The sequence below is a fragment of the Streptomyces sp. NPDC054796 genome (assembly GCF_053611545.1).
Map to the genome: position 1 here is coordinate 16,037 of NZ_JBSHAO010000052.1, position 25,282 is coordinate 41,318.

Consider the following 25,282-nt stretch of genomic DNA (forward strand, 5'->3'; position numbering starts at 1 on the left):
CCGCCGACTGAGGGGGCTCGTGGCTCGGGCGTCCCGGGATCCGCGGTTCCTCGTTCGGGTCTTGCCGCTCGTTGTCCACTGGCCATCCTGTCCGGTGAGGGGATTCGGTGCCTACGAGGAGTAGCCCGGGGCGCGGCGCGCGAAACCATGGGTTCGTCCGGGCGTCGGTACGGTGCGGGGTGCGTGGCGTACGGCCAGGTGAGCGGCCACGCCGTTCCCGTCGGGTGGTGTCGCGGTGCACCGGAAGAGGGTGCTCGGGCTGCCCTCGGATGCCCTGGGATAGCGTGCCGCTCATGACGCGTACGCAACGAAACGGGGGCCGTCCCTCGCCTGGTGCGGCCACGCCCCAGGTGGTCAAGGACGAGGACGGGGTGCGTCTGCCGCGGCTGCGCTTCCGGGAGGTGGTGGTGCGTGGTGCGGTGCAGGGGGTGGCCGCTGTCGTACCGCTCGCGGTGAGCGTGTTCTTCGTGACCGATCACCACGACCGCGAGACGTTCCTCGCCGTGGTGGCGGGGTTCGCCATGGTCTTCGCCGGGGTGGGGATCGTCTTCGGGATCTTCTTCTGGACGGCCTGCGGGGGCGACATCCGGCGCTGGCGCGACATGCGCACCATCACCGGCCAGTACGAGGCCGTCACGATCATGGCTCCGGCCCTCGTGCGTGCCGGTGTGCTGGCCCTGGTGCTCTTCCCGTGCGCCCTCGGCCTCTACCACCTCGTCGACGCGGCGGCGTACGGCTCCTGGCTGTACGGGAGTTGAGCCCGTAGAGGTCTCCGGGCCCGCCTCCGCACCCCGCACCCACACGTCACCCCACCCCGCCCAGTCTCTCCGCCACCCGCACCGCCGTCTCGCGCAGCCAGATGTGCGCGGCGTCGTGCGTGTGGACGGGGTGCCACCACAGCGCCTCACGCAGCGGAACCGCCTCGTAGGGGCACTCCATGACGCGCACCGGGGCGACACCGCTCAGTCGCCTCGCCAGGCGCTCCTGCACCAGCGCGATCCGGCGGGTGCCCGCCACCAGGTGCGGGAGGGTCTGGAAGCTGTCGACGGACACGTCCACGCGGGGCTCGATGCCGAGCATGCCGAGCTGCCGTACGGCGGGCGCGTCGTAGGTGCGCTGGTACGTCACCCAGGGAAGGCGTACGAGGTCCTCGGCGCGCAGTTCCTCGCCGACCTCTTCGTTGTCGGCGGAGACCAGGAACACCCAGCGGTCCGCGTGCAGATCGGTCGCGGGGAAGTCGCTGATGATGCCGTGCGGCATGAGCAGCCCGTCCACGCCGCTCAGCAGCGACCCCGTGTTCTCGACGATGTCCAGCGAGGTCTGCCGGAAGCTGAGGTGGACCTGCGGCGCCTCGTGGTGGAGCGTGCGGGCGAGTTCCGCACCGAAGACGGCGACGGCGTAGTCCGACGCGATGAGCGTGAACGTGTGCTCCTCGGTGCCCGGGTCGAAGTCGGCCCGGCTGGTGAAGAGCCGGTCCAGGAGGTCGCACACGGTGGCGGTGCGGTCCAAGAGCACCTGGCCCAGGGCCGTCAGCTCGTACTGGCCCCCGGAGCGCGCCAGCAGTTCGTCCCCGAAGTGGCGCCGCAGTCTGGCCAGCGCGGCGCTCATGGCGGGCTGGCTCAGTCCGACGCGCTGTCCCGCGTAGGTGACGTTGCGCTCCTCCAACAGGGCGCGGAGCGCCACGACGAGGTTGAGGTCGAGGCTCGCGAGATTCATGTCCGTTCTCCCTCTGCGGCTTTTGCACCCTGCGCCACCGCTCTCACCAGCGGTGATTTACCGTCTGGATGAACCATATCCAGGGGATCGATTTCCCGGATCATGCCGCGCGGGGCCAGATTGGACCTCTCGACATCGGGAGGACATCCACGTGACATCCGTTAGCGATCAGCCCCTCTTCGACGGGCCCTTCGCTCTCGCCACACTCTCGGCCGCCGACGACGCGGCCGGCACCGCGGCCGACGGCCCCTTTCCAGCGCTGGTGACCCCCGAAGGGCGCGCGCTCGGCCTGCGGACCGCGCTGGACGCGCCGGGGCTGACCGTCCGCGGCCTGCTGGAGCGCTGGGACTCGACGCTGCCGCGCCTCGGCGCCCTCGCCGCCGACCCGTCAGGTGACGGCTGGCTGCCGCTGGACGGGCTGCGGGTGCACGCGCCCGTCGAGCCCCGGCAGATCTTCCAGTCGGGCGCCAACTACCGGCAGCACGTCATCGATCTGGAGGCCGCGCACCGGCCCGCGGACGATCCGCGCACCGCCGAGGAGGCGCGCGCCGAGATCGCCGGGCAGATGGACCGTCGCGCCGCCGAGGACCTGCCGTACGTCTTCACCGGGCTGCCCAGCGCCCTGACCGGGCCCTACGACGACGTGGTCCTGCCGAGGGAGGCCGCGCAGCCGGACTGGGAACTGGAGCTGGCCGTGGTCGTCTCGCGTCCCGCCTACCGTGTGCCGCGCGAGAAGGCGCTGGAGCATGTGGCCGGGTACACCATCGCCAACGACCTGACCGACCGGGCGACGGTCTTCCGGCGCGACATGCCCGCGATCGGCTCCGACTGGCTCGCCTCCAAGAACGCACCGGGCTTCACACCGCTCGGCCCGTGGCTGGTGCCGGCGGCGCACGTCGGCGATCCGGGCAGCCTCCAGGTGACGCTGAGGCTCAACGGCGAGACCATGCAGGACGAGTCGACGGAGGACATGCTCTTCGGCGTCGCCCGCCTCGTCTCCTACATCTCGGACCGCGCCCGACTGCTCCCGGGAGACCTGGTGCTGACGGGCAGTCCGGCGGGCAACGGCATGCACTGGGGGCGGCTGCTGCGGGACGGCGACGTCATGGAGGGCACGGTCACCGGGCTCGGCACGCAGCGCACCCGCTGTGTCGGGGAGGACGCGTGAGCGGACATGTGAGCGGACGTGTGAGCCCCGGACGTCCCGACCCCCGTGACCCCGAGGGCGCGATAGCCGAGGCCGCCGCGGCGTGCTCCAACTGGGGGCGCTGGGGCGAGGACGACGTCCTGGGCACCCTCAACTTCCTGGACGCGGCCAAGCGGCGCGAGGGCGCGGCGCTGGTACGGCGCGGGGTGAGCTTCTCGCTGGCGCAGCGTTTCGACACGAACGGCCCGCAGAAGGGCTGGCGGCGGCGCACCAACCCGGTGCACACGATGACCGACACCGGCACCGACGCGGCCCTCGGCAACCAGGGCTTCCCGCACGGCATGGGCGGCGCCGACGACGTGATCGCGATGCCGCTCCAGTGCTCCACCCAGTGGGACGGCCTCGGCCACATCTTCGACCACGGAAAGGCGTGGAACGGGCGCCGGGCCGAGGAGGTCGTCACCTCCGAGGGCGATCTGGTCACCGGCATCGAGCACATGGCCCCGCACATCGCGGGGCGCGGCGTGCTACTGGATGTGGGACGTGTCGTGGGCACGGACGGCGAGCTGCCGGACGGCTTCGCCGTCACCGAGGAGCACCTGGCGGCGACGGCCGACGCACACGGGGTGAGCGTCGGCCGCGGCGACCTCGTCCTCGTCCGCACGGGCCAGCTCGCGCGTGTCCGGCGCGAGGGCTGGGGCGACTACGCGGGCGGCCCCGCGCCGGGCCTCTCCTTCACCACGGCCGGCTGGCTGCACGGCACCGAGATCGCCGCCGTCGCCACCGACACCTGGGGGTTCGAGGTGCGGCCCAACGAGTTCGAGCACGCCTTCCAGCCGCTGCACCAGGTGGCCATCCCGCACATCGGTCTGACGCTGGGCGAGATGTGGGACCTCGACGGGCTCGCCGAGGACTGCGCGGCCGACGGCGTCCACGACTTCTGGCTCACCGCCGCACCGCTGCCCGTCACGGGGGCCGTCGGCTCCCCCGTCAACCCGGTCGCCGTCAAGTAGGCGCGGCTGCCGTCGAGTTGACGGCGCCGCACACCGGCCGACGCACACCCCCGGCCCCACACACCACCGGCCGGTACACACCACCGGCCGTGCGCACCGCACGCGCGGCCCCACCCGGAGGAGAGCCCCATGAGGAGAGAACCCCTATGAGCCACGCCGCACGCCGCGTCCTGGTCGTCGGCGGAGGGACCGCGGGCAATGGTCTCACCGTCCTGCTGCGCAGCGCTGGCATCACCGTCGATCTCGTCGAGGCCAAGGACGACTGGAACGCCACCGCCGGGTCCGGCATCACCCTCCAGGGCAACGCCCTGCGTGTGCTGCGCGAGATCGGCGTCTGGGAGGGGGTGCGGGAGCAGGGCTTCGCCTACGACACCCTCGGCATCACCGCTCCCGACGGCACCGTCCTGCACGTCCAGGAGGACGCCCGCACGGGCGGCGACGACCTGCCCTCCACGGTCGGCATGCGCCGCCCGCAGCTCCAGCGGCTCCTCATCGACGCCGTACGGGCCTCGGGGGCCCGGGTACGGCTCGGCACCACCGTGACCGCCTTCGAGCAGGACGCCGACAGCGTGCGTGTGTCCTTCTCCGACGGCACAGAGGACACCTACGGCCTGGTGGTCGCCGCCGACGGGGTCAACTCCCGTACCAGGGCGGCGATCGGCGTCGAGGAGCGCCCGGTCCCCACCGGCATGGCGATCTGGCGCACCCCGGCCCCGCGCCCGCGCGGCGTCGAGCGCTCCGATCTGACGTACGGCGGGCCGTGCTTCATCGCCGGCTACTCCCCGACGGGGCCCGACACCGTCTACGCCTTCCTCGTGGAGCGCAACCGCGACCGCGCCACGCTCGACCCCGCCTCGTACGCGGACGAGATGCGCCGCCTCGCCCAGGGGTACGGCGGCGCGTGGAACGAGATACGCGCGTCGATCACCGACCCGGATCAGGTCAACTACACCTGGTTCGACCGTCACTTGGTGGAGGGCCCCTGGCACCGAGGCCGGGTCGTCCTCGCCGGGGACGCGGCGCACTGCTGCCCGCCGACGCTGGCACAGGGGGCCGCCATGTCCCTGGAGGACTCCCTCGTCCTGGCCGAGCTGCTCACCACACGGGACACGTGGGACGAGCGGCTGCTGACCGACTACCGCGCGCGCCGGATGCCGCGGGTGCGTCCCGTCGTCGAAGCGTCGGTGCAGATCGGGCAGTGGCTGCTCGACGGCGTACGCGACGCGGACCTGCCCGGGCTGATCGGCCGCACCATGACCGTGCTGAAGGAGCGCCCATGACCGCTTCGTCCGTGACCGCGCCACCGCCCGCGCACACGGCGGCGCCGACCGTCGACGTCCACGCGCATCTCCTGCTGCCCGAGGTGGAGGAGGCCGTCGCGGGAGAGCCGGGGCTGGCGGCGGCCCGTGAGCTGGACGCGCGGCGCAACGGGCCCGAGGCGCTGGCCGTGAGCGGCCCGATGGTCGGCGCGCGCGTCCCGCTGCTCACCGACGTCGGCGCGCGGCTCGCCGCCATGGACAGCGCACACGTCGACGTGCAGCTCGTCTCGCCCTCACCGTCCCACTACCACTACTGGGCCGGTCCCGAACTGGCCGAGCGAGTCTGTCAGTTGGCCAACGAGGGCACGGCAGCCCACTGCGCCAGGGCACCCGGACGGCTGCGCGGTCTCGGGCTCGTACCGCTCCAGCACCCGGCACTCGCGGTGCCGTTGCTCGACCACGCGCTGGAGGCGGGGCTGGCCGGAGTGGAGATCTCCTCACACGCGCCAGGCCACGGGGGCGCCCAGGGAGCGGAGGGCCGGGAGGTGGAGCTGTCCGACCCGCGTCTCGACGGCTTCTGGGCGCGGGCCGAGGAGACCGGCGCCGTGGTCTTCCTGCACCCCTTCGGCTGCACCCTCGACGCACGTCTCGACCGCTGGTACCTGTCCAACACGGTGGGCCAGCCCACCGAGAACGCCGTCGCGCTCTCCCATCTCATCTTCTCCGGGGTCCTCGACCGGCACCCCGGGCTCAGGGTCCTCGCCGCGCACGGCGGCGGCTATCTGCCCACGCACATCGGCCGCTCCGACCACGCGTGGCGGGCCCGTACCGACACACGTGGCTGCGCCCACCCGCCGAGCGGCTATCTGAAGCGGCTGTACTTCGACTCGCTCGTCCACGACCCCGACGTGCTGCGCGCACTGGTGCGCGCGGCGGGCCCGGAGCGGGTGCTGCTCGGCTCCGACTTCCCCTTCGACATGGGCACCGAGGACCCCCTCGCCACGCTGCGGGCCGCCCGGCTGCCCGACGCGGACTTCCACGCCGTACGCGGCGCCAACGCCGCCGACCTGCTCCACCTTCGCTGAGGAGGACACCATGACCGACGCCTTGACCGACGCCATGCCCACGCGCACAGGCCGCCTGCTCACCCATCTGCGGCACGTCGACCTCGCCGTGCCCGACTACGACAAGCAGCTCGACTTCTACTCCGGCGTCTGGGGCCTGACCCAGGTGGCCGAGGACTCCGGCATCTCCTTCCTGGCGGCCGAGGGCTCCCCCGAGCAGTACGTCGTACGGCTGCGCAAGGCCGACGAGAAGCGCCTCGACCTCGTCTCCTACGGCGCCGCCACCCCGGCCGACGTCGACACCCTCGCCGAGCGGCTGCTCGCCGGAGGCGTCCAGCTCATCACCAGGCCCGGCGCCGTGGACACCCCCGGCGGCGGCTACGGCTTCCGCTTCTTCGACGTCGACGGGCGCACCATCGAGGTCACGGCGGACGTCGCGGCGCGCGAGCACCGCCGGATCGAGGAGCGCGAGGCCATCCCGGTGCGGCTGTCGCACGTCGTCCTCAACTCCCCTGACCTGAACCGGACCCGGGAGTGGTACGAGCGCCACCTGGGCTTCGCCCTCTCCGACACGCTCAGCTCGCCGCACATGGGCGAGGTCATGCACTTCATGCGGATCAGCAGCAAGCACCACTCGATGGCCCTCGCGCGGGGCCCGCACACGGCGCTGCACCATGTGTCCTTCGAGATGCGCGGTATCGAGGAGTACATGCGCGGTTCCGGGCGCGTCATGCGCGCGGGCCACCGCAAGATCTGGGGGCCCGGGCGGCACATGGCGGGCGACAACACGTTCACCTACTTCCTCGATCCGCACGGCAACACCGTCGAGTACACGACGGAGCTGGAGGAACTGGACGAGGACACCTGGCACCCCCACGTCTACGACTTCTCGCAGCCCGAGGTCACCGACCAGTGGGGCACCGCCAACCCCATGAACGAACTGGTCGCCAAGGAGTCCTTCAACGACCCGGACCGGGGGTGTTTCGTGGCGCCGCCCGTGTGAGTGCGCGGGGCTCAGCGGGTGCGGGGCCGGGGTGCGGGCTGCCGGGCCCGCGCCCCGGTGGGGACGGCCGGGACGGCGGAGGGCAGCGTTCGGATGTCGCGCACCAGCATCAGGGACAGCGACATGCCCAGCATGAGCAGCCCGCACGTCCACAGCACAGGGCCGTGCCCCACGCCGACGGCGACGAGCGGGACGATCAGCATGCCCAGCGGCTGGCACGCCATGGAACCCAGCCACTCGTACGCGCTGACGCGGGAGAGGCGATCGGCGGGGACATGGCTCTGGAGAGTGGTCTCCCACAGTGTGTTGAAGACCATCAGCCCGCACCCGCCGAGGAAGGCCGCGGCCGCCAGTGCGGGCGTGGGCAGCCGCAGGGCCAGCGCCAGGACCGGCGCTGAGCAGAGGCAGTCGGCGACCAGTGCCGAGCGGAGCGGGAAGCGGGTGCGCAGCCACAGGGTGACCAGCCCGCCCGCGCAGGCGCCCGCGCCGAAGGCCGACACGACCAGCCCCCAGGCCACGGCTCCGCCGAGCCGGTCCTCCGCGACGACGGGGCCCAGCACCGTGTAGGCGGCCTGGAGCCCGTTGGCCAGCGAGGCCGTCAGCACGAGCGTCCACACCCATCTGCGCAGGGTGAACTCCCGCCACCCCTCGCGGAGATCGGACGTCATGGTGCGCGCGGACAGCCTGGCGGGAACGGCCCCCTTCGGCAGCAGCCCGAGGCACAGCGCGCTGACGGCGAAGGTCGCCGCGTCGACGGCGATGGCCCAGCCCGTGCCCGCGACGGCCACGAGCACCCCGGCCAGCGCGGGGCCCACCACGTTCCCCGAGGCACGGGCCAGGCTGCACAGGGAGTTGGCCTCCTGGAGCCGCGCGGCGGGCGCGGTCTGCTGGACGAGTCCCGTGGTCGCGGGCATGAAGAGTGCCGAAGCGGTGCCGTGCACCACCTGGAGCAGGACCAGGTGCCAGATCTGCGCCGAACCCGCCAGCAGCAGCGCGGCCAGCGCGCCCTGGCTCGCCGCGCGCACCACGTCGGACCAGAGCATCACCGTCCGGCGCGGGAGCCGGTCCGCGATCACGCCGCCCAGCAGCATGAACGCGACGAGCGGCAGGACCCGCGCCGCGAGCACCACGCCCAGGTCCTCGGCTCCGCCCGTGTCCAGCACGGCGAACGCGAGCGCCACGGGGGCCATGAAGTCGCCGATCACCGAGGCGAGGGTGCCGAGGAAGAACCAGCGGAAGTCACGGACCCGCAGGACGTCGAACTTTCCCGTCAGCTTCCTGGTCACCCGATCACCTGGTCACTCGATCATCGCGGATTCTCCTGCGGCAGCACGCGCCAGGTTCCGCCCGTGCCGGTGTGCAGCTCGGGGACGCGCCGCAGCAGGGGGCAGATGTGGGTGGGCACCAGACGGCCGTCGGGCCGGCGTGTCCACGGGCGCGGCTGCCACGGCTGGCCGCCGTCGTCCATCAGCCCGGCTCCCGTGGGATCGACGCTGACGGCGATGTCCTCCGGCGCGTACACCCCCAGCGCCACAAGTCCCGCGTCGCCCAACGCGTAGGCGCCCGCTCCCAGTTCGGTGACGCCGGGGACGGCGGCGTCCACGCAGGGGGTGCCGCCGAGCGCCACCACGGGGCAGGCATGGCCGTCGGCGCGCAGTCGCTCGGCCGTCCCGACCAGGCCGAGGGCCAGCCCGCGTGCCGAGGCGGAGCAGTGCGCGGCCTCCTCGGGCGACCGGAGGTCGAGATAGCCGACGATTCCGTCCAGCGTCAGCCCCGGTGTCGCGTCCACGGCCCGCGCGAGCGCGTGCACGTCCGTGCCCTCCTCCACCGGCAGGCGGACCCCGACGGACACACCGTGGCGGCGCGCCAGGCGGCCGAGGACGCCGACGGTCTCCACGTCCTCGACGTGCACCGACAGCGCGCAGTCCGGAGCCAGCGCCACGAACGCGGCCAGCACCTCCGGATCGCGCCAGGGCCACGCGACGACGATGTCCTCGCAGCCCGCCGCGAGATAGCGCCGGGCCAGCGCTGCGCGGGTCACCGCGATCCCGCGGGCGCCCGCCTCGCGCTGCATCCGCGCGATCTCCAGGGTGCGGTGGCCCTTGACGTGGGCGCGTACGGGAACGCGGGCGCGGGCGTGGAAGGCGGCGATGTTCCCGCGTACCTGCCCGGCGTCCACATGGACCCGGCTCATCCCAGCCCGTCCCACGCGTCGTGCGGGTAGGAGAACCCGGGCGCGCCGCCGACGAGCATGTCCGCCTGCCGCTCGGCCTCCTCCGGGTGCGGCACCCCGAAGCCGTTGAGGCCGAGCGGGATCTCGGCGCGCCAGTCCAGGCCGAGTGCCCGCTCCACCGTCTCGTCCCGCGTCGCGGCCGTGAAGAACACCCCGAGCCCCAGCGCGGCGCCCGCCAGATAGGCGGTCTGGCTCACGTGTCCGAGGTCGGCGAACAGGGCGCGGTACGTCCTGCCCGTCGGGTACTTCCAGGCCGAGCGCTCCAGGACCGCCGCGTACAGGAAGAGGACACCGGCGCAGGCGACGAAGCTCTGATCGCCGCACCAGTGCAGGATCTCCGCGTCGTCGGGGGCGCGGGCAGGGAGGGGTTCCAGGGCGTGGACGTCGGCTGCGTAGTGGTAGATGCCGGGGCGCAGGCCCGCCACGTCGCGCACGACGGGGTAGATCTCGATCGGGTGGCGCGATCCTCCGGAGGGGTTCGCCTTGAGCACCGCGGGGCCGAACCCCGGCACGTCCCACCGGTGCTGGACGCCTCCGGCCCAGTGCAGCGCGGTGCTCAACTGGGCCAGCCCCACGGGCTCGCCGGGGGCGAAGCGCCGGGTCGTGCGGCGCCGGCGCATCGTCTCCGTCAGCTCCATCGGCAGGGGCACGGGCTCGGGCAGCGGGACGGGATCGGCCGCGTACCGCTTGAACGGGCCGGGCTCCGGTTCGCTTCCGTGCTTCTCCCGCAGCCGCGCGGTGTCGTCGGCGGCCGAGACGAAGTGGTCGTCGTCGAGCGTGCGGGAGGCCAGGTGGAAGTACGTCGCCGCGCTCCCCCAGGAGCCCCAGGGCCCCAGCTCCTCCTCGCGCCGGTGCTCGGGCGAGCCCTCCTCGACCAGCAGCCCGGCCTGCCGCAACTGCTCGACCAGCGAGGCGTCCTCCTCGCGCGGCTCGGCCCACTCCGCGTAGCGGGGCAGCAGGCTCCAGACCGCGGGGCGCAGGGCGAACTGGCGGTGGCGGACGGGGTCGTCGCAGACGAGCTGCCCGTTCCGGCACAGGAAGACGACCATGCGCGAGACGCGCAGCCGCATCAGATCCCCCTCTGATGAACGGCCCGTCGCCCGACGCGTGGCATCGGGCGACGAACGGTGGCACAGGACGGCCGAGTCAGGCCGCGCAGACCGGCATCTTGCAGTACTGCGGCGTCTCGTACTCGTCCTCGACCAGGACCTCAAAAGCGGTGTCCTGCGTTTCCGTGTTCTGCATACTCACTCCCTCGGAAGGTGTGCGTGAATCGCCGGGTGCATATATGCAGCAGTCTAAACACGTTTCAACCAGCGCCTCAAGAGTGGAACTCGACGGTATTTCCCGGATCACGAATCCTCCGTCGCCCCTTGTGGGAGTTGGGATGCGGGATTCCGGATTGCTCACTGAACGTTCCGTTCCGTGTATTCCAGGGGAACGGTTCTCCGCCACTATTCATCTCCGTGTCATCGATAACGAATTCTTCTCCGCGAGTGGCGGCGCAGATCGTCGGGGCACGGTTTTCCGGAGAATTCCGAGGCGGGAGTCGTCGGCGTGGGTTCAGACCGCCCCGGCCGCCGCGTCCGCCTCGTCCGTCCCGGTCGTCCCGGTCGTCCCGGCGTCGAGCTGCTGGCGGCGGGTCACCTCGTCGCGGATCGCCTCGGTCTTCTCCAGGGTGCTGACGAACGAGGTCTCCTCCACGGTGGCCCGGCGCAGGCCGACGGTCACCGTGAGCGGGGCCAGCAGGGTCGCGGGGAGCACCGCACGGGAGAGCGCCGTGGCGAGCAGTGCGGCGAGGTCCGGGCCCGACCGCTCCCCCTCGGTGCCGCCGGTGCAGCCGGTGCCGTCGGCGCGCTCGGCGTGGAGGCCGAGGCGCAGGTCGTGGAAGCCGCTGGGCACCTCGCGCACCACGTTGAGCATGCCCCGGGTGTCGAGTCGTCCCGACGCGGTGAGCCTGGCACCGTCGAGCGGGATGCCGCGCGCGGCGGCCTCCTCGCGGAGCGGCCCGGACAGCTCGGCGCAGAGCGCCGCGAGCAGGATCTCCTGGGAGTTGGGGCCCTTGTCGATGCCGAGCATCTGCTTGGCCTGGTCGACGGTCAGCGGGCCCGCGGCCCGGAGTTCGCCGTCGCGGGTGAGGGTGGTGGTGTACGCCGACTCCGAGCCGTACTCCCACACGACATCGGCCTCCAGCACGCAGACGCCGGCCCCGCCCTGCGGCGCGGGGCCGGGTTCGGCTGCGGGTTCGGGTGTGGGCGGGGGTGCGGGTGTCCACGTCACCGGGTGCGTGTCCGTGTTCCCGTCGGGGCCGCGCACGGTCACGCTCGCCTCGATCGGCACGGCGGCCACCGCCACCTGGTGGTTGGGACTGAAGGCGGTCACCAACTCGTTGACGGAGCGCACCAGTTCGCCGGGCGCGTCGCAGTCCACGTCGCACGTCCAGCTCAGCTCGCGCAGGGGCGTGCCGAGGGCCGGGCCGCCCGAGCCGTCGGCCGCGAGGGGCAGCAGCGCGCGGGCGGTCACCCGGAGCGAGCCGAGGCTCACGCCACGGGAGGTGTAGCCGTTGACCTTGGTGGTCAGCACGCAGGCGGCGACGGCGGCGAGCGCCGACTCGTACGGTGTCGGCGCCCCCTCGGCGGACGAGGGGAAGCAGCGGTGGCGGAGGGTGAAGTCGCGGGCGATGCGGTAGGTGCCGTCGCGCAGGGCGAGCGTGCGGCTCTCCACGAGTCCGCCGTCGGCCGTCGCCGTCGTGAGGGGTGTGCTCACGGCGAAGTCGGCGATCGCTTCCTCGGGGTGGTCCCGGTACTCGTGGACGCTTTCGGAGACCCCGGTGATGTTCAGGCCGTTGCGCATGGTGACGTCCTCTCGGTCTCTCGGCGTCTGGGTGCCGGGCCGCCTCGGTGCCTCGATACCTCCCGACCTCCCGCGCCCCGTGCCTCGGCCTCAGAGGCCGGAAAGGGCCTGGTCGAGGTCGGCGAGGAGGTCCTCGGGGTCCTCGACGCCGACGGAGAAGCGCACCAGCCCCGGCTCGATGCCGACCTCCCTGCGCTGACGTTCCGTCAGGAAGCTGTGCGAGGTGTTGAACGGCAGGCTCACCAGGGATTCGACTCCCCCGAGGCTCGTCGCCACCAGGGGCAGCCGCAGCCGCTCCAGCAGCTTCAGCGCCGTCTCGTCGCCGCCGTGCAGCTCGAAGGACACCATGCCGCCCCACTCGTCCGGGCAGATGTCGCGGAGCCACGGGTACGGGTAGTCCGGGCGCGACGGGTGGTGGACGCGGCGCACCGCCGGGTGGGCCGCGAGGGCTCCGGCGACGGCCGTGGCGTTCCCGCTGTGCTGACGCATCCGCAAAGCCAGGGTTTTCAGGCCGCGTTCGAGCAGGAAGCACATCCCCGCGTCCAGCGACCCCCCGAACTTCAGCATCTGCGACCAGATGCGGTCCACGTACTTGCGCGGCCCGCTGGCCACACCCGCCGTCACATCGCTGTGCCCGTTCAGGTACTTGGTGGCGCTGTGGATGACGACATGGGCGCCGTGCTCCAGCGGGCGCAGATGGACGGGTGTGAGGAAGGTGTTGTCCACGACGAGCAACAGCCGCCGCTCGCGGGCCAGTTCACCCAGCTCCGTCAGCGGGACCGCCTTGAGCAGGGGGTTGGTCAGCGACTCGAAGAAGAGGACCTGCGTCTCGTCGCGCACCGCGGCGCGGATGGCGTCGATGTCGGTGGGTTCGGTGAAGGTGACCGAGCGGCCGAGCTGGTGCATGTCCTCGCGCAGCAGGTTGAAGGTGCCGCCGTAGACGTCGCGGGAGCTGATGATGTGCCCGCCGTGGTTGGTGAGCGCCAGCAGGGTGGTGGTGATGGCCGCCATGCCCGAGGAGAACATCAGCGCGCTCTCGGCGTTCTCCAGCGAGGCGATCTTCTCCTGCACCGCCCACTGGTTGGGGCTGCCGTAGCGGCCGTAGATGGGCACGTCGCGGATGTGGCCCTGGTCGAACGCGGCGTAGCTGTCGTCGGTGAAGGCGAAGGTGGTGGTCTGGAAGACCGGTGTGCCCACCGCTCCGGTGGCGGGGTCCTCGTACGTCCCCGCGTGCACGCTGCGGGTTCCGGCGCCGGTGCCGTCGACCACGCGCTGCTGCTCCAGCCTCGGCCCCGGGACCCTGCCCCTGGCGAGGCTGTCGGTCCACGGCCTGTCAGCGCCCGGATCGGGGGCGCTCCCCTCCGACTTGGCCATGCGGTTCCTCTCCCCCGGCGTCAGGGGCAATGTAGCCACGGCGCCTGGCCCGGCGCGACCGAAACGCCCCACTCCGGAAGGGGCGACGGGCGCCGGGCGCCGCGGCCCCTCGGCGGCAAATGTGAGCAGGGGTCACCGGCGACGGGTCGGCGCGGCAGCGCCGCACGGGGCCGTCCGCGCTGTTCACGCAGCCGGGGTCACCGTTCGGCGGAGGCGTGGAGGGCTCCCGTCGCGGCGGGGGAAAAGCGAGTACCGAATGGGGCGAGCAATTGCTCATAATTGAGCTGTGACCTCGGCAGAAAGCGCCGGAGCCGGACCATGGAGGAGTGCCATGCTGCCTAAAGTGCGGCTGCCGGATTCACGGCGGATGATCACGCTGGAAGTTCTCGGCAACGTGCGTACAAGCCCCCATTTCACGTGCGTCACGCTGGGCGGCCCGGAGCTGGAGCACCTGGAGAACATGGGAAACGACCAGGGTGTGCGCCTGTTCTTCCCCCGGGCGGGACAAACGGAATTGCGCATGCCGAGCCGCTCGGGGAACGCGTGGATGGCGGAGCTGCTGCTGATGCCGAAATCGCGGCGGCCGTGGGTGCGCAATTACACCGTCCGCCGGTTCAGGCCCGGACAGCACGAGATCGACATCGAGTTCGCGCTCCACGGCGAGCACGGTCCCGCCTCGGCGTGGGCGTCGCGCGTGCGGCCCGGTGAACCAGCCGGAATCTACGACCTCGGCACCGCCTATCTGCCTCCGCCGCACGCCTCCTGGCAGTTGCTGGCCGGAGAGGAGAGCGCCGTCCCCGCCATCCTCTCGATCCTGGACCAGGCCCCCGCGTCCCTCGTCGCCGAGGTCTTCCTGGAAGTTCCGGAGTCCGCGGACATCCGCGAGGACGTCAACTGCCCGGAGGGCGTACGGATCCACTGGCTGGCACGCGACAGCGACGGTGACAGTATCGGTGACGGGGCGGTGCCCGGGGCGCTCGTCCTCGACGCGGTCAAGAACGCGAATCTGCCGCCGGGCCCCTTCTACACCTGGGCGGCGGGAGAGGCCGGGCTCCCGACCGGCCTGCGGCGCCATCTGGTGAACGACCGCGGCGTCCCCAAGTCGGACATCACGTTCATCGGCTACTGGCGCCACGGTCGCTCCAGCCCCGGCTGAGCCCGCACCGCCCGCTCCGGCCCCGGCCCAGGGCCCCGGGCGTCAGACCGCAGCCCAGCCGTTGTCGACGGGGAGGACGACGCCATTGATGTTGCTGGCGGCGTCCGAGGCGAGGAAGAGGATTCCCGCGGCCTGCTCCTCCGCCGTGGAGATCCGGCCGATGTTCCCGGCGTAGGCACCGACGACACCGGGGCCGTGGGCCCCCGGCTCCGCCTCCACCTGGATGGCGGTCGCGGTGCCGCCGGGGGCGATGGCGTTGGCGCGGATCCCCTTGTCGCGGTACATCACAGCGAGGGACTTCACCAGACCCACCACACCGTGTTTGGAGGCGGTGTAGGCGGCGCCCGCCGCGCTGCCGCGCAGGGACGCCTCGGAGGCGGTGAAGACGATCGCGCCGCCGCCCGCTTCGAGCATGTGCGGCAGCGCGGCGCGCGTCAGCAGGAAGGGCGCCGTCAGATTGACACGTACGACCCGCTCCCACTCGGCGTCGTCGGTGTCCCCGACGGCCGAGAGGCGATCCATTATCCCGGCGTTGTTGACCAGGACGTCCAGGCCGCCGAAGGTCTCCAGGGCGGTGCCGACGACCTCGTCCACCACTCCCTGGTCGCTCAGATCGCCGACGACCGCGCGCGCTGCGCCCCCGTCGGCCTCGATGGCCTTGACGGTCTCTTCTGCGCCGTCCCGGCGCAGATCGGCGACCACCACCTTCGCGCCCTCGCGGGCGAACCCCAGTGCGGCGGCCCGGCCGATCCCCGATCCCGCTCCGGTGACGACGACACTGCGCCCCTCAAGGCCGGTGCTGCTCACGCGGTACTCCCTTCCTCCGTATGCCGCTGCCTCACCCATAAGTTTTTGGCACTCACTGCCATGATGACATGACTCGCCGGGCGGACGCCCTCCCCCAGGCAGAGAGCCCCCTCACCAGGGACCGAATTAGGGTGGGGCCGACCGGGAACGACCCTTGGGCAGCGGAACGGGGACCACCGTGGAGCAGGCGGGAGAACGTGAGGCCGCGCGGACCGGCCGGCCCCGGAAGGCCGGGCGGCCTCCCCTGACGGAGCGCCGCAAGAGGGCCACCCGGCTGGAGATCGCCCATGAGGCGGTACGGCTGTTCGGCGAGCGCGGTGTGGCGGCGACGCCGGGTGAGGAGATCGCCCGCGCGGCGGGCATCTCGCCCCGCACCCTGTGGCGCTACTTCCCGTCCAAGGAGGAGTGTGTGCGCCCGCTGCTGTCCGCGGGGCTGGAGGCCACGGCGCAGCGCCTGCGCGACTGGCCCGCCGACCGCCCGCTGAGCGAGGCGATCCAGACCGACGCCGCCTCGGCGCCGGGCGGGCAGGAGAACGCCGCCGCGCTGCTGCGGCTGATCCGCCTGCTGCCCGGGGAGCCGGGGCTGCGCGCCGTCTGGCTACGGGTACACCACGACGCCGAGCCCGTCTTCACGGACATCATCGCCGCCCGCACCGGAGCCGATCCGGCCGACCTGCTGCCAAGGGTCAAGGCGGTGATGCTCAACGGCGCTCTGCGCGTGGCCGCCGAGGAGTGGGCCCAGCGGTCGGCCGAGGCGGACGGGACGGGTAAGGCAGGCGGGACGAGCGGGCCTGACGCGGGGGCGGGGGCGGGTGCGGGCGGGGAGGCCGGTGCCGAGGCGTTCCGGCGTGCGCTGCTCCACGCCACCGAGAGCCTGGGCCTGTGACCCCGGACCTGGGCTGAGGGCTCCAGGAAGGCGGGGCCGACGGTCCCGTCCCGTTGCCCGGCAAGGGGACCGGGCCGGGCAACGGGACCGGTTTCAGGCGTCGGCGTCGGCGCCCGCGTCCGCGAAGACGCCGTTGGCGGCGAAGGCCAGCTTGGCGAAGCGCTCGCCCATGCGACGGTGCGTCGCGGCGTCCGGGTGGAGCTGGTCGGGCAGCGGCAGCTCGGCGGCGTCCGCCTCACCGTAGAGTTCGCGGCCGTCGAGGTAGTGCAGATGGGGGTCGTCGGCCGACCGCTCCGCGGTGATACGGGCCAGCTCCTCGCGGATGACGTTGAGCGTCAGCTTCCCCGCCGCCCGCTCCGCGGGGTCGCCCGTGGCCCGGAAGCCCAACCGTCCCTCGCTGAGACCGCTGAAGTCCGGAGCGGCGGGGCCGGGGGTGTCCTCGTGTATCGGGCAGAGGATGGCCGAGACGACCAGCAGCGGGGTGGTGGGGTGCCCCTCGCGGATGGTGTCGAGGAAGCCGTGCACCGCGGGGCCGAACGCGCGCAGCCGCATCAGGTCGGCGTTCACCACATTGATGCCGATCTTGACGCTGATCAGATCAGCGGGGGTGTCCCGCAGCGTACGGGCCGTGAACGGGTCGAGCAGGGCGCTCCCGCCCAGGCCCAGGTTGATCAGCTCCACGCCGCCGAGCGAGGCGGCGAGCGCGGGCCACGTGGTGGTGGGGCTGGCCGCGTCGGAGCCGTGGCTGATCGAACTGCCGTGGTGCAGCCACACCTTGCGGCCGGAGTCGGGCACAGGCCCCACGGGCGCGTCGGTGCGCAGCGCGACCAGCTCGGTGGCCTCGTTGTGCGGCAGCCAGATCTCGACGTCCTTCTCGCGCTCGGGCAGATCCGCGAACCGGACCGTGCCCGACGGGCCCGGGCGGACCTCGGCGGAGCCCTTGGTCATGTCGATGGTGAGCGTGTTGCCGCCGGAGACACTGCCCTGACCGGAAAGGCGGCCGTCGACGAGCAGGTCGTACACCCCGTCGGGGCGGGGCGGCGCGCCCACGTAGGACCGCTTGGTGGGGATCGTCTCCAGTTCGACGGCGGTGGCCCGGGTGCGGAGCACCAGCCGTACGCCGGAGGGTTGGGTCTCCACCATGGCCAGCTGCCCGTCGGCGCACTGCGCACGGGCCCACGCGGGCAGCCGGTGCGGCTGCACACCGCGCTCGGTGCGCTCCAGTTCGATGGCGCCGCGGAGGAGGTCCGCGGTGATGGGGGTGGTGATCCAGTCGTGCTCGCTGTGCATGGTCTCCGCCAGTCGGATGGGTGGGTCGGTACGGGGTGCGTGGGGGGATGCGGACGTGGAGGCGTCCGCAGGTGCCGGTGCCGGTGGGTGCTGTGTCGGGAGCACGGCCACCGGGCCACCGGGCCACGGGGTCACCGGGTCAGGAGGCCGCCGTCATGGCGCGGGCCAGTTCCTGAGCAGGGCGTCGAGCGCGTCGAGCGCCCGCGACCAGGACTCCTGCGAGTCGGGCGCGCTGTGGCTGAAGCCTCCCGCCATCTCCAGGCTGACGTAGCCGTGGAAGACGCTGCCCAGCAGCCGGACCGCGTGCGTCTGGTCCGGCTCCGTCAGGTCGTAGCCGCGCAGGATCGCCCGCGTCATCTGCGCGTGCCTGCCACCGGCGCTGGCCGCCGCCGTCTCGGGGTCGAGCCGCAGTTGGGCCGCCGCCCAGCGGCCGGGGTGCTCCCTGGCGTAGTCGCGGTAGGCGCCCGCGAAGGCGACCAGCGCGTCCTTGCCCGCACGCCCGGCCAGGGCGACGGCGGCCCGGTCGGCCAGTTCCTCCAGGGCCAGCAGGGCGATCCTGGTCTTGAGGTCCTGGGAACTCTTCAGATGCGAGTACAGGCTCGCGACCTTGACGTCGAAGCGGCGGGCGAGCGCCGTGACGGTCACCTGCTCGAAGCCGACCTCGTCGGCCAGCTCGGCGCCCGCCCTGGCCAGGCGTTCCGCGGTCAGCCCCGCACGCACCATGACGTCTCCTTCTTCGCTCTCTCCTTCGGCAGAGCCGATTATGCGCTTACCTAATCGATTTAGGCAAGCGCCATTAGTGGTTAAGGGATCCCCTACTGGGCGTAAACGGGATGCGGCGTGGGCCGGATAAACGGAGGGGGCAGTCCACATGGCTTAATGTGAGAGGCATGGCTGCCGATCCCGCTCGGATGACGTCCGCTTCGGCGGAGCTGCGCGCGGACGCGCTCCACAACCGCGAGCGCATCCTCGAAGCGGCCCGCGCCCTGTTCGCCGCCCGCGGTCTCGACGTGCCCATGGCCACCGTCGCCCGCCACGCGGGCGTCGGCGTGGCCACGCTCTACCGCCGCTTCCCCACCCGGGACGCGCTCATGACCACGGTGTTCGCCGACCAGCTCGCGACGTGCGTGGCGACCATCGACGAGGCGCAGGCCGCGCCCGACCCGTGGCAGAGCTTCTGCGCGGTCATCGAGAGGCTGTGCGCGACGAACGTCGTCGACCGCGGATTCGCCACCGCCTTTCTGACGGGCTTCCCCGGCGCGGTGGACTTCGAGAGGGAACGCGTCCGCGCCGAGCGGGGGTTCGCCGCGCTGGCCCAACGCGCCAAGGACGCCGGTCAGTTGCGGAAGGACTTCGACCGGACGGATCTCACGCTCGTCCTCATGGCGAACAGCGGCATCCACGCCACGTCGAACGAAGCCGCGCTGGCGGCCTCCCGTCGGCTCGCCGCCCTGCTGCTCCAGTCCTTCCGGGCCGACGCCGCCACTGCCGCGCCCCCTCTCCCGCCCCCGGCCCCGCTCGGCCTCTACCACCTCCCGGTCTCCCCCGGCCCCGCCGGTCAGGGGTGACCTTCGGACGCGCGTGACGGCCCGTCACCCGCCGGGGCTCGCCGCCAACGCCGCCCCACGAGCGCGCCGCACCCGGTTCCGAAGGCCGTCACAGACAACCCCGTCACAGCACCAGGGCCACACACCGCCCTCGCCGGCCGCACACCGGACGCGGCGCTACCGGCTCCCGGCCACCGGGCGGTACGTGCACACGTGCACGCCCGTGGCGCTGACGGCCGTCGAGACGAGCGTGAGCGTGCGCAGCCCGCCGTCGTCAGGGAAGAGCCTCTTGCCGCCGCCGAGGAGGACCGGCTCGATCATGAGCCGCAGCTCGTCGGCCAGATCCTCGCTCAGGAGCGTGCGCGCGAGCGTGGGGCTTCCCATGACGAGCAGATCGCCGCCCTCGGCCGCGCGCAGCTCCCGCACGCGGGCGACGGCCTCCTCGCCCGGTATGCGGGTGGTGTTGTGCCACGTCAGCTCGTCGTCACCCAAAGTCCGCGACACGACGTACTTCGGGATGGCGTTCATCCTGTCCGCGAACGGGTCACCGGCCCTCTCCGGCCACGCCGCGGCCATCGACGTCCACGTGCGGCGCCCGAACAGCAGCGCCTCCGCTCCGCTCAGCGCGTCGTCGAAGGCGCCGCCCATCACCTCCGGGTCGAAGAAGGGGTGCGACCAGCCACCGTGCGCGAACCCGCCGTCCGTGTCCTCCTCGGGGCCGCCCGGCGCCTGCACGACGCCGTCCAGGCTCATGAACTCGGTGATCACGATGCGCATGTGTCCTGCTCTCTGCTCCGTTTGCGGTACGGCGGTGGAGACCGGCGTGCCGCAGCCGATTCATCGCACCCGTCCGGCCTCCGACGGTGACCTGGACCACATCGTCGCACCGCCCACTGACATCGCCCCGTTCTCCGGCTCCGTCCACGTCGCCCTGGCCTCCGGCAGCGCGATCTGCCCGGTCACGAAGAGGCTCCACAGCCCGAACCGCAGCCGCTCGCCCTCTGGGCCCCGGCGCGTGAGGAAGCTGGCCCGCTCGCCCCCGTCCCCGCCTCCGTTCCCGTCCCCGTCGCCGTCCGCGACCCGGCTCGCGCCCCACTCCAGCTGGAAGCGGCGCGTCCCCACCCGCTCCTGCGGCGGCCTGCCGTCCGGCGGGACGATCTCGTCCAGCGCCCAGTGGTAGCCCCGCTCGCGGTACGGGCGGGTGACGCGCTCCCAGGTCAGCTCCAGGATGGCGCCGGAGGCCGGGATGACGACGAGCGCGCCGCGTGTCCCGTCCGCGTACCGGGTGTTCACGGCGACCACCTCCGCCGTCCCCTCGGGGTAGAGGTGCGAGGCCCCGCGCCCCACCACGGAGCCTTCGGGGCAGCCCCCGGTCCCCTCGCGCTCGACGACCGCGCGCCCGCAGACGGGGAAGTCCTCGGGGTGGACGTCCAGCGACGCGTCGAAGAGGAAGACGAACCGGCGCGCCGCCGCCGGCGGTCCGGCGGGCTCGGCGCGGCTGGTGCGGTCGAAGGCCGCCCGTACGCCCTTCGGGGTGCCGCCGTCCGGGGTCACCTCCACCGCCAGTCCGTCGACGTTGCGCGGTCCCGGCACGTCCGGCTCGTACGGGCGCTGCGGTCCGCCCGGCGCCGGGTCGGGCGGACCGCCGCCCGTCGCCGCCACCGCGCCCGGTACCACCGCAGTGGCCAGCGCCACGGCGGCCAGCACTCCCGCCCATCCCCGTATGCGCCGCCCCCGCGCACCCCGCACCTTGCCTGCCATGGCCCCGTCCCTTCTCCGCGTCCTCGCACGACCCGGCTCTCATGCTCGCCGCCAGGCGTCCCGGGACCGTCGGCCCTGCCGTACCGTGGGTCTGCCGTACCTACCCCTCGGCGCACCCCCGCCCCTTGCGCAAAACTTCAACGCATGGGCGGAAAAGGGGAGTTGGGCGCGTTCCTGCGGGCGCGACGGGCCCGCGTCAGACCGGAGGAGGCGGGGTACGCCTCCGGCTCCGGGCGGCGGCGCGTGCCAGGGCTGCGGCGCGAGGAGCTGGCGCACCTGGCGGGTGTGAGCGTCGACTACTACGTACGGCTGGAGCAGGGCCGCAGTCACAGCGTCTCGGACGCCGTGCTCGACGCCGTCGCCGCGGCACTGCGGCTGGACGACGACGAGCACGCGCACCTCTACCGGCTCGCCCGCCCGCACAAGGCGCGCCCCGCACACGGCGCCACGGCGCGGGCCGGGATGTGGCAGTTGCTGGACTGGATCAGCGCGCCGGCGCTCGTCGTGGGGCACCGCCTGGACGTGCTGGCGTGGAACGGGCCGGTGTGCGGCCTGATCACGGACTTCGGGCGGCTGCCGCCACGCGCCCGCAACATGTGCCGTCTCCATCTCCTCGACCCCGGGATCGGCGCCCGCTACCCCGACCGTGACGTCATCGCGCAAGAGGTGGTGGGCCACCTCCGCGTCGCCACGGGGAGCCATCCCGACGACCGCGAGCTGTGGCGCCTGGTGGACGAACTGAACGCGCACTGCGCCGAGTTCCGCCATCACTGGGCCCGGCACACCGTCCGCACGAAGTCGCACGGCACCAAGCGGATCGAGCACCCGTCGCTCGGTCCGCTCACCCTCTTCTACGAGCTGACCCACTTCCCCCAGGATCCCGAGCTGGCGCTGCTCGTCTACACCGCGGCCCCCGGCACCCCGGAGGCCGCGGCGCTGGCCGTCCTCGCGAAGGAGGGGCGTCCACCACTCCCGTAATCGCTCCGGCAATCGCTCCCGTAGCCGCGCCGTAACGCTGTGCGCAGGGGAAACGTCGGACACGGCAGTAAACTCACCGCATGGCCGACATCATCGATCCCACCACTCACGCAGACCTCATCGCTCTACAGCGGACCGTGCACGAACGATTCGCCGAGCTGGACTCGTACGCGGCCGACGTGTCCGGCATCGATCTCACCGACGAGCAGCGCGCCCACATCCAGGCCCTGCGCGAGGCCGTGCGGCAGGCCGTCGAGGCCAAGGACGCGGCGCTGCGCGACTCGGGCCTCACAAAGGAGCACGGGAACTACACGCCGGTGCAGTCGCTGAAGGACGCCGCGAAAGCGAGCCTGGACCCGGGCCCGGACGCGAGCGGCGACGAGGAAGCGGCGGCGGACGAGGGCGGCGCGTAGGCGTCACCAACCTCCCCGAACAACACCCCTACGGATACACCTCCGCGCGGTCGACGCTGACGAAGGCGGCCCCGGACTGCGGCGAGCGCTCCCCGGTCACCCGCACCCGGAGCGTGTGGTTCCCCGGCGGGAGCTTGGGGCTCAGGTACTGGAGCGCCTCGCCCCTGCGCGGGTCGCCGTAGAAGTCGAGCCGCGTCTCGGGGCCGCCGTCGATGCTGAGCGCCGCGTAGCCGTTGCCGGTGTCGCGGACGGACAGCAGGGCGATGCGGCTGCCGGTGAAGGTAAAGGTGGCCGTGGCGCCCGCACGGTCGCTCCAGTGGTCGTCGCCCCAGAAGCACTGGGCCGCGCAGCCGGTGCCGGAGTTCCAGGTGCCGCCGTAGGTCACCGTTCCCGGGCCGCTGGAGCGGCCGTCGTCGTTGATCCAGTAGTTGCCGGTGCCGGGGTCGCCCGAGGGCAGGTTCTGGGTGGCCCCGATCGCCTGGGGACGGCCGAAGTCGGGGCTGCCGTCGCTCTTCCACGTGAACTTCTGGGCCCGGGTGGTGCGGTCGCTGTAGGTGTTGGCCGACGTGGTCTTCGCGTGGTAGACGATCCAGTCCTCGGTGCCGTCGGGCGACCGGAAGAAGGCGTGGTGTCCGGGCCCGAAGACGCCGCGTTCGTCGGCGCGCGAGAAGACGGGCCCCGGGTGCTGGGTCCAGTTCCCCGTGACCAGCGGGTCGGCGGTCTGCGGCAGCGACATCATCCAGACCTGGTAGTCGGGCTTTCCGGTGTCGCAGGCCGAGTACGTCATCCATGTGCGCCCGTTGCGGTAGAGGAACTCGGGGCCCTCCCGCACCTCGGGGCAGCCCCCGGCCGCGTTGATCGCCACGGCGTTGCCGGAGACGGTGTACGGGTTGGACATGGGCGCGATGTTGAGGCCGTTGTGCTGGTACTGGTTGATGCCGCTGTAGGCGAGGTAGAGCTTGCCGTTGTGCTGGAGCACGCCCGCGTCGATGGCGAAGTCGTTCGCGTGGTTGGGCGGGGCGAGCTTCGCCTTGAAGTGGTACGGACCCCTCGGGTCGTCGCGCTCCGACTCCAGCACGTAGAGGCGGTGGTGCTCGTCGGTGCCGTCGTCGGCGGTGTAGTAGAGGTACCAGCGGTCGCCGAAGCGGTAGAACTCCGGGGCCCAGATGTGCTGGTTCCGCGAGGGGTCGGTGTCGGTCCAGACGGTGACCGGGTCGGCGGTGAGCAGGGTGCCCAGCGAGGTGGAGCGCCACATTCTGATGCTGTCGCCCTGGGTGCTGGTCAGGTAGTAGGCGCCCTGCCAGTGGGTGACGAAGGGGTCGGGGCCTGTGTTGAGGGGGTTGCGGAAGGTGCCGGTGGCGGCGGCCGAGGCGGACGGGGCGCCCGAAGACGCGGAGGGCGCGGAGGGGGCCGAGGCCGCCGAGGACGCGGGGAGGGGCGCGGCGAACAGCGCGAGCAGGGCCGCCACGGTGGCGAGCACGGTACGGAGGGGTCTTCGGAGCACGACGTCGTTCCCTTCGGCGGTGCGCCCCGGCGGGCGGGGCGGATGGGACGAGCGGGAAGATCAGTACGAGCGGGACGGGCGGGGCGAGCGGGAAGATCAGGGCGGACGGCGGCGAAACGGTCTTACAACGATGTAACGGCTCCGCACTCCGCCGTCAACGGGACCCGCGGGGCCCACGGCGCACAACGAAAACGGGCAAATATACCCTGGTACCTCGCATCACTTCTGTCATCTGCGAGGAAAACCCCCCATGCCGCTGCCCAAGGCCGAACTGCACCTCCACATCGAAGGCACCCTGGAGCCCGAGCTGGCCTTCGAACTGGCGACCCGTAACGGCGTCGAGCTGCCGTACGCGGACACCGAGGAGCTGCGCGCCGCCTACCGCTTCAGCGACCTCCAGTCGTTCCTCGACCTCTACTACGCGCTCATGACCGTCCTGCGTACCGAGGACGACTTCGCCGAGCTGACCGACGCCTATCTCGCGCGCGCCGCGGCGCAGGGCGTGCGGCACGCGGAGATCTTCTTCGACCCGCAGGCGCACACCTCGCGCGGGGTGGAGCTGGACACGGTCGTCGCGGGGCTGGTCCGGGCGCTGGAGCACTCCGAGGAGCGGCACGGGGTGTCCACCCAGCTCATCATGTGCTTCCTGCGGGACGAGTCGGCCGAGTCGGCCATGGCCACCCTGGAGGCCGCGAAGCCGCACCTGGCCCACATCGCGGGCGTCGGCCTGGACTCCGCCGAGGTGGGGCACCCGCCGGAGAAGTTCCGCGAGGTCTACGAGGCGGCGGGCAGGCTCGGTCTGCGCAAGGTGGCGCACGCGGGCGAGGAGGGGCCGCCGGAGTACATCCGCTCGGCCCTGGACGTGCTGGGCGTGGAGCGGATCGACCACGGTCTCCGCGCCATGGAGGATCCCTCGCTGGTGGCCCGCCTGGTGCGGGAGCGGATGCCGCTCACGCTGTGCCCGCTGTCGAACGTACGGCTGCGCACCATCGACGTCCTCAAGAACCACCCGCTCCCGCGCATGCTGGAGGCCGGGCTGATGGCGACGGTGAACTCGGACGACCCCGCCTACTTCGGCGGCTACGCGGACGACAACTTCCTCGCGGTGCGCGAGGCCCTGGGCCTGGAGGACGAGCAGTTGCGGCTGCTGGCGCGCAACTCGTTCCTGGCGTCCTTCCTGGAGCACGACGAGGAGCGGCGCAGCCGTTACCTGGCCGAGGTGGACGCCTACGACTTCGCCGGGTAGCGGCGGGGCACGGGCGCAGCGCGGGCGAGGGG

24 protein-coding genes are annotated in these 25,282 nt (G+C 72.5%); 12 read left to right on the forward strand and 12 right to left on the reverse strand.

Annotated elements, in window-relative coordinates; translation table 11 throughout:
- Positions 1 to 293 precede the first annotated feature (293 nt).
- Complete coding sequence (locus ACWGJ2_RS31875) at positions 294 to 758, forward strand: DUF6336 family protein (protein ID WP_453349774.1); 465 nt, start codon at positions 294 to 296, stop codon at positions 756 to 758.
- A 46-nt stretch (positions 759 to 804) separates the two neighbouring features.
- On the opposite strand, the gene ACWGJ2_RS31880 is transcribed toward ACWGJ2_RS31875, so the two are convergent.
- The gene (locus tag ACWGJ2_RS31880) at positions 805 to 1,716 is read right to left on the reverse strand and encodes a LysR family transcriptional regulator (protein ID WP_453349775.1); all 912 of its coding nucleotides are present in this window, start codon (positions 1,714 to 1,716) and stop codon (positions 805 to 807) included.
- Positions 1,717 to 1,861: 145 nt separating this feature from the next.
- Here ACWGJ2_RS31880 and ACWGJ2_RS31885 point away from each other — a divergent pair, with 145 nt between their 5' ends.
- From ACWGJ2_RS31885 to ACWGJ2_RS31905, 5 genes are all read left to right on the forward strand, one after another.
- A complete protein-coding gene (locus ACWGJ2_RS31885; RefSeq protein ID WP_453349812.1) occupies positions 1,862 to 2,884 on the forward strand; it encodes a fumarylacetoacetate hydrolase family protein in 1,023 nt (340 codons plus the stop codon).
- Positions 2,881 to 3,876: a cyclase family protein gene (locus ACWGJ2_RS31890; RefSeq protein ID WP_453349776.1), complete on the forward strand. Its 996-nt coding sequence runs from the start codon at positions 2,881 to 2,883 to the stop codon at positions 3,874 to 3,876. The genes ACWGJ2_RS31885 and ACWGJ2_RS31890 overlap by 4 nt, the downstream gene beginning before the upstream one ends.
- A gap of 146 nt (positions 3,877 to 4,022) precedes the next feature.
- Positions 4,023 to 5,156 carry an FAD-dependent oxidoreductase gene (locus ACWGJ2_RS31895; protein WP_453349777.1) on the forward strand — a complete coding sequence of 378 codons (1,134 nt, stop codon included), beginning with the start codon at positions 4,023 to 4,025 and terminating at the stop codon, positions 5,154 to 5,156.
- Positions 5,153 to 6,220, forward strand: coding sequence for an amidohydrolase family protein (locus ACWGJ2_RS31900; RefSeq protein ID WP_453349778.1), 1,068 nt, complete (start codon positions 5,153 to 5,155; stop codon positions 6,218 to 6,220). The genes ACWGJ2_RS31895 and ACWGJ2_RS31900 overlap by 4 nt, the downstream gene beginning before the upstream one ends.
- Positions 6,221 to 6,230: 10 nt before the next feature.
- A complete protein-coding gene (locus ACWGJ2_RS31905) occupies positions 6,231 to 7,202 on the forward strand; it encodes a VOC family protein (RefSeq protein WP_453349779.1) in 972 nt (323 codons plus the stop codon).
- An 11-nt stretch (positions 7,203 to 7,213) separates the two neighbouring features.
- Here the strand turns inward: ACWGJ2_RS31905 and ACWGJ2_RS31910 are convergent, their stop codons facing one another.
- The 5 genes from ACWGJ2_RS31910 to ACWGJ2_RS31930 form a co-directional block, all read right to left on the reverse strand.
- Positions 7,214 to 8,488 (reverse strand): MFS transporter, encoded by a 1,275-nt coding sequence (locus ACWGJ2_RS31910; RefSeq protein ID WP_453349780.1) that lies wholly within the window; start codon positions 8,486 to 8,488, stop codon positions 7,214 to 7,216.
- Positions 8,489 to 8,508: 20 nt separating this feature from the next.
- Positions 8,509 to 9,396, reverse strand: a complete 888-nt coding sequence (locus tag ACWGJ2_RS31915) for an alanine racemase (RefSeq protein WP_453349781.1) — start codon at positions 9,394 to 9,396, stop codon at positions 8,509 to 8,511.
- Complete coding sequence (locus ACWGJ2_RS31920; RefSeq protein ID WP_453349782.1) at positions 9,393 to 10,505, reverse strand: SagB family peptide dehydrogenase; 1,113 nt, start codon at positions 10,503 to 10,505, stop codon at positions 9,393 to 9,395. The genes ACWGJ2_RS31915 and ACWGJ2_RS31920 overlap by 4 nt, the downstream gene beginning before the upstream one ends.
- 493 nt (positions 10,506 to 10,998) lie before the next feature.
- On the reverse strand, positions 10,999 to 12,288 hold the full coding sequence (locus tag ACWGJ2_RS31925; protein ID WP_453349783.1) for an OsmC family protein: 1,290 nt from the start codon (positions 12,286 to 12,288) through the stop codon (positions 10,999 to 11,001).
- A 90-nt stretch (positions 12,289 to 12,378) separates the two neighbouring features.
- Entirely contained in the window at positions 12,379 to 13,662 is a 1,284-nt protein-coding gene (locus ACWGJ2_RS31930; protein ID WP_453349784.1) for a trans-sulfuration enzyme family protein, read from the reverse strand.
- A gap of 331 nt (positions 13,663 to 13,993) precedes the next feature.
- Here ACWGJ2_RS31930 and ACWGJ2_RS31935 point away from each other — a divergent pair, with 331 nt between their 5' ends.
- Complete coding sequence (locus ACWGJ2_RS31935) at positions 13,994 to 14,818, forward strand: siderophore-interacting protein (RefSeq protein ID WP_453349785.1); 825 nt, start codon at positions 13,994 to 13,996, stop codon at positions 14,816 to 14,818.
- A 42-nt stretch (positions 14,819 to 14,860) separates the two neighbouring features.
- On the opposite strand, the gene ACWGJ2_RS31940 is transcribed toward ACWGJ2_RS31935, so the two are convergent.
- Entirely contained in the window at positions 14,861 to 15,625 is a 765-nt protein-coding gene (locus tag ACWGJ2_RS31940; RefSeq protein WP_453349786.1) for an SDR family NAD(P)-dependent oxidoreductase, read from the reverse strand.
- 178 nt (positions 15,626 to 15,803) lie between these two features.
- Between ACWGJ2_RS31940 and ACWGJ2_RS31945 the strand changes: the two genes are divergently transcribed.
- Positions 15,804 to 16,511: a TetR/AcrR family transcriptional regulator gene (locus ACWGJ2_RS31945; RefSeq protein WP_453349813.1), complete on the forward strand. Its 708-nt coding sequence runs from the start codon at positions 15,804 to 15,806 to the stop codon at positions 16,509 to 16,511.
- Between the two features lie 93 nt (positions 16,512 to 16,604).
- Here the strand turns inward: ACWGJ2_RS31945 and ACWGJ2_RS31950 are convergent, their stop codons facing one another.
- Both ACWGJ2_RS31950 and ACWGJ2_RS31955 read right to left on the reverse strand, forming a co-directional pair.
- A complete protein-coding gene (locus tag ACWGJ2_RS31950) occupies positions 16,605 to 17,801 on the reverse strand; it encodes a GDSL-type esterase/lipase family protein (protein ID WP_453349787.1) in 1,197 nt (398 codons plus the stop codon).
- A gap of 153 nt (positions 17,802 to 17,954) precedes the next feature.
- Positions 17,955 to 18,524, reverse strand: coding sequence for a TetR/AcrR family transcriptional regulator (locus tag ACWGJ2_RS31955; protein ID WP_453349788.1), 570 nt, complete (start codon positions 18,522 to 18,524; stop codon positions 17,955 to 17,957).
- A gap of 167 nt (positions 18,525 to 18,691) precedes the next feature.
- Here ACWGJ2_RS31955 and ACWGJ2_RS31960 point away from each other — a divergent pair, with 167 nt between their 5' ends.
- Positions 18,692 to 19,369 carry a TetR/AcrR family transcriptional regulator gene (locus ACWGJ2_RS31960; protein ID WP_453349789.1) on the forward strand — a complete coding sequence of 226 codons (678 nt, stop codon included), beginning with the start codon at positions 18,692 to 18,694 and terminating at the stop codon, positions 19,367 to 19,369.
- A 156-nt stretch (positions 19,370 to 19,525) separates the two neighbouring features.
- Here the strand turns inward: ACWGJ2_RS31960 and ACWGJ2_RS31965 are convergent, their stop codons facing one another.
- Both ACWGJ2_RS31965 and ACWGJ2_RS31970 read right to left on the reverse strand, forming a co-directional pair.
- On the reverse strand, positions 19,526 to 20,125 hold the full coding sequence (locus ACWGJ2_RS31965) for a dihydrofolate reductase family protein (RefSeq protein WP_453349790.1): 600 nt from the start codon (positions 20,123 to 20,125) through the stop codon (positions 19,526 to 19,528).
- 60 nt (positions 20,126 to 20,185) lie between these two features.
- Positions 20,186 to 21,109 (reverse strand): hypothetical protein, encoded by a 924-nt coding sequence (locus ACWGJ2_RS31970; RefSeq protein WP_453349791.1) that lies wholly within the window; start codon positions 21,107 to 21,109, stop codon positions 20,186 to 20,188.
- Positions 21,110 to 21,253: 144 nt separating this feature from the next.
- On the opposite strand from ACWGJ2_RS31970, the gene ACWGJ2_RS31975 reads away from it, so the two are divergent.
- Together ACWGJ2_RS31975 and ACWGJ2_RS31980 are read left to right on the forward strand one after the other, a co-directional pair.
- Positions 21,254 to 22,087, forward strand: coding sequence for a helix-turn-helix transcriptional regulator (locus ACWGJ2_RS31975; RefSeq protein ID WP_453349792.1), 834 nt, complete (start codon positions 21,254 to 21,256; stop codon positions 22,085 to 22,087).
- Positions 22,088 to 22,167: 80 nt separating this feature from the next.
- Positions 22,168 to 22,500 carry a hypothetical protein gene (locus ACWGJ2_RS31980; protein ID WP_453349793.1) on the forward strand — a complete coding sequence of 111 codons (333 nt, stop codon included), beginning with the start codon at positions 22,168 to 22,170 and terminating at the stop codon, positions 22,498 to 22,500.
- 28 nt (positions 22,501 to 22,528) lie between these two features.
- Here the strand turns inward: ACWGJ2_RS31980 and ACWGJ2_RS31985 are convergent, their stop codons facing one another.
- The gene (locus ACWGJ2_RS31985; RefSeq protein ID WP_453349794.1) at positions 22,529 to 24,004 is read right to left on the reverse strand and encodes a family 43 glycosylhydrolase; all 1,476 of its coding nucleotides are present in this window, start codon (positions 24,002 to 24,004) and stop codon (positions 22,529 to 22,531) included.
- 250 nt (positions 24,005 to 24,254) lie between these two features.
- Here ACWGJ2_RS31985 and ACWGJ2_RS31990 point away from each other — a divergent pair, with 250 nt between their 5' ends.
- Positions 24,255 to 25,250, forward strand: a complete 996-nt coding sequence (locus ACWGJ2_RS31990; RefSeq protein WP_453349795.1) for an adenosine deaminase — start codon at positions 24,255 to 24,257, stop codon at positions 25,248 to 25,250.
- Positions 25,251 to 25,282: the final 32 nt, after the last annotated feature.

Bases quoted from the DNA above. Each gene is read 5' to 3' on its own strand.
- ACWGJ2_RS31935 (WP_453349785.1), top strand. From the start codon at position 13,994: ATGCTGCCTAAAGTGCGGCTGCCGGATTCACGGCGGATGATCACGCTG.
- ACWGJ2_RS31955 (WP_453349788.1), bottom strand. From the start codon at position 18,524: ATGGTGCGTGCGGGGCTGACCGCGGAACGCCTGGCCAGGGCGGGCGCC.
- ACWGJ2_RS31960 (WP_453349789.1), top strand. From the start codon at position 18,692: ATGGCTGCCGATCCCGCTCGGATGACGTCCGCTTCGGCGGAGCTGCGC.
- ACWGJ2_RS31950 (WP_453349787.1), bottom strand. From the start codon at position 17,801: ATGCACAGCGAGCACGACTGGATCACCACCCCCATCACCGCGGACCTC.
- ACWGJ2_RS31920 (WP_453349782.1), bottom strand. From the start codon at position 10,505: ATGCGGCTGCGCGTCTCGCGCATGGTCGTCTTCCTGTGCCGGAACGGG.
- ACWGJ2_RS31875 (WP_453349774.1), top strand. From the start codon at position 294: ATGACGCGTACGCAACGAAACGGGGGCCGTCCCTCGCCTGGTGCGGCC.
- ACWGJ2_RS31970 (WP_453349791.1), bottom strand. From the start codon at position 21,109: ATGGCAGGCAAGGTGCGGGGTGCGCGGGGGCGGCGCATACGGGGATGG.
- ACWGJ2_RS31915 (WP_453349781.1), bottom strand. From the start codon at position 9,396: ATGAGCCGGGTCCATGTGGACGCCGGGCAGGTACGCGGGAACATCGCC.
- ACWGJ2_RS31975 (WP_453349792.1), top strand. From the start codon at position 21,254: ATGGGCGGAAAAGGGGAGTTGGGCGCGTTCCTGCGGGCGCGACGGGCC.
- ACWGJ2_RS31905 (WP_453349779.1), top strand. From the start codon at position 6,231: ATGACCGACGCCTTGACCGACGCCATGCCCACGCGCACAGGCCGCCTG.
- ACWGJ2_RS31965 (WP_453349790.1), bottom strand. From the start codon at position 20,125: ATGCGCATCGTGATCACCGAGTTCATGAGCCTGGACGGCGTCGTGCAG.
- ACWGJ2_RS31980 (WP_453349793.1), top strand. From the start codon at position 22,168: ATGGCCGACATCATCGATCCCACCACTCACGCAGACCTCATCGCTCTA.
- ACWGJ2_RS31895 (WP_453349777.1), top strand. From the start codon at position 4,023: ATGAGCCACGCCGCACGCCGCGTCCTGGTCGTCGGCGGAGGGACCGCG.
- ACWGJ2_RS31925 (WP_453349783.1), bottom strand. From the start codon at position 12,288: ATGCGCAACGGCCTGAACATCACCGGGGTCTCCGAAAGCGTCCACGAG.
- ACWGJ2_RS31900 (WP_453349778.1), top strand. From the start codon at position 5,153: ATGACCGCTTCGTCCGTGACCGCGCCACCGCCCGCGCACACGGCGGCG.
- ACWGJ2_RS31930 (WP_453349784.1), bottom strand. From the start codon at position 13,662: ATGGCCAAGTCGGAGGGGAGCGCCCCCGATCCGGGCGCTGACAGGCCG.
- ACWGJ2_RS31990 (WP_453349795.1), top strand. From the start codon at position 24,255: ATGCCGCTGCCCAAGGCCGAACTGCACCTCCACATCGAAGGCACCCTG.
- ACWGJ2_RS31880 (WP_453349775.1), bottom strand. From the start codon at position 1,716: ATGAATCTCGCGAGCCTCGACCTCAACCTCGTCGTGGCGCTCCGCGCC.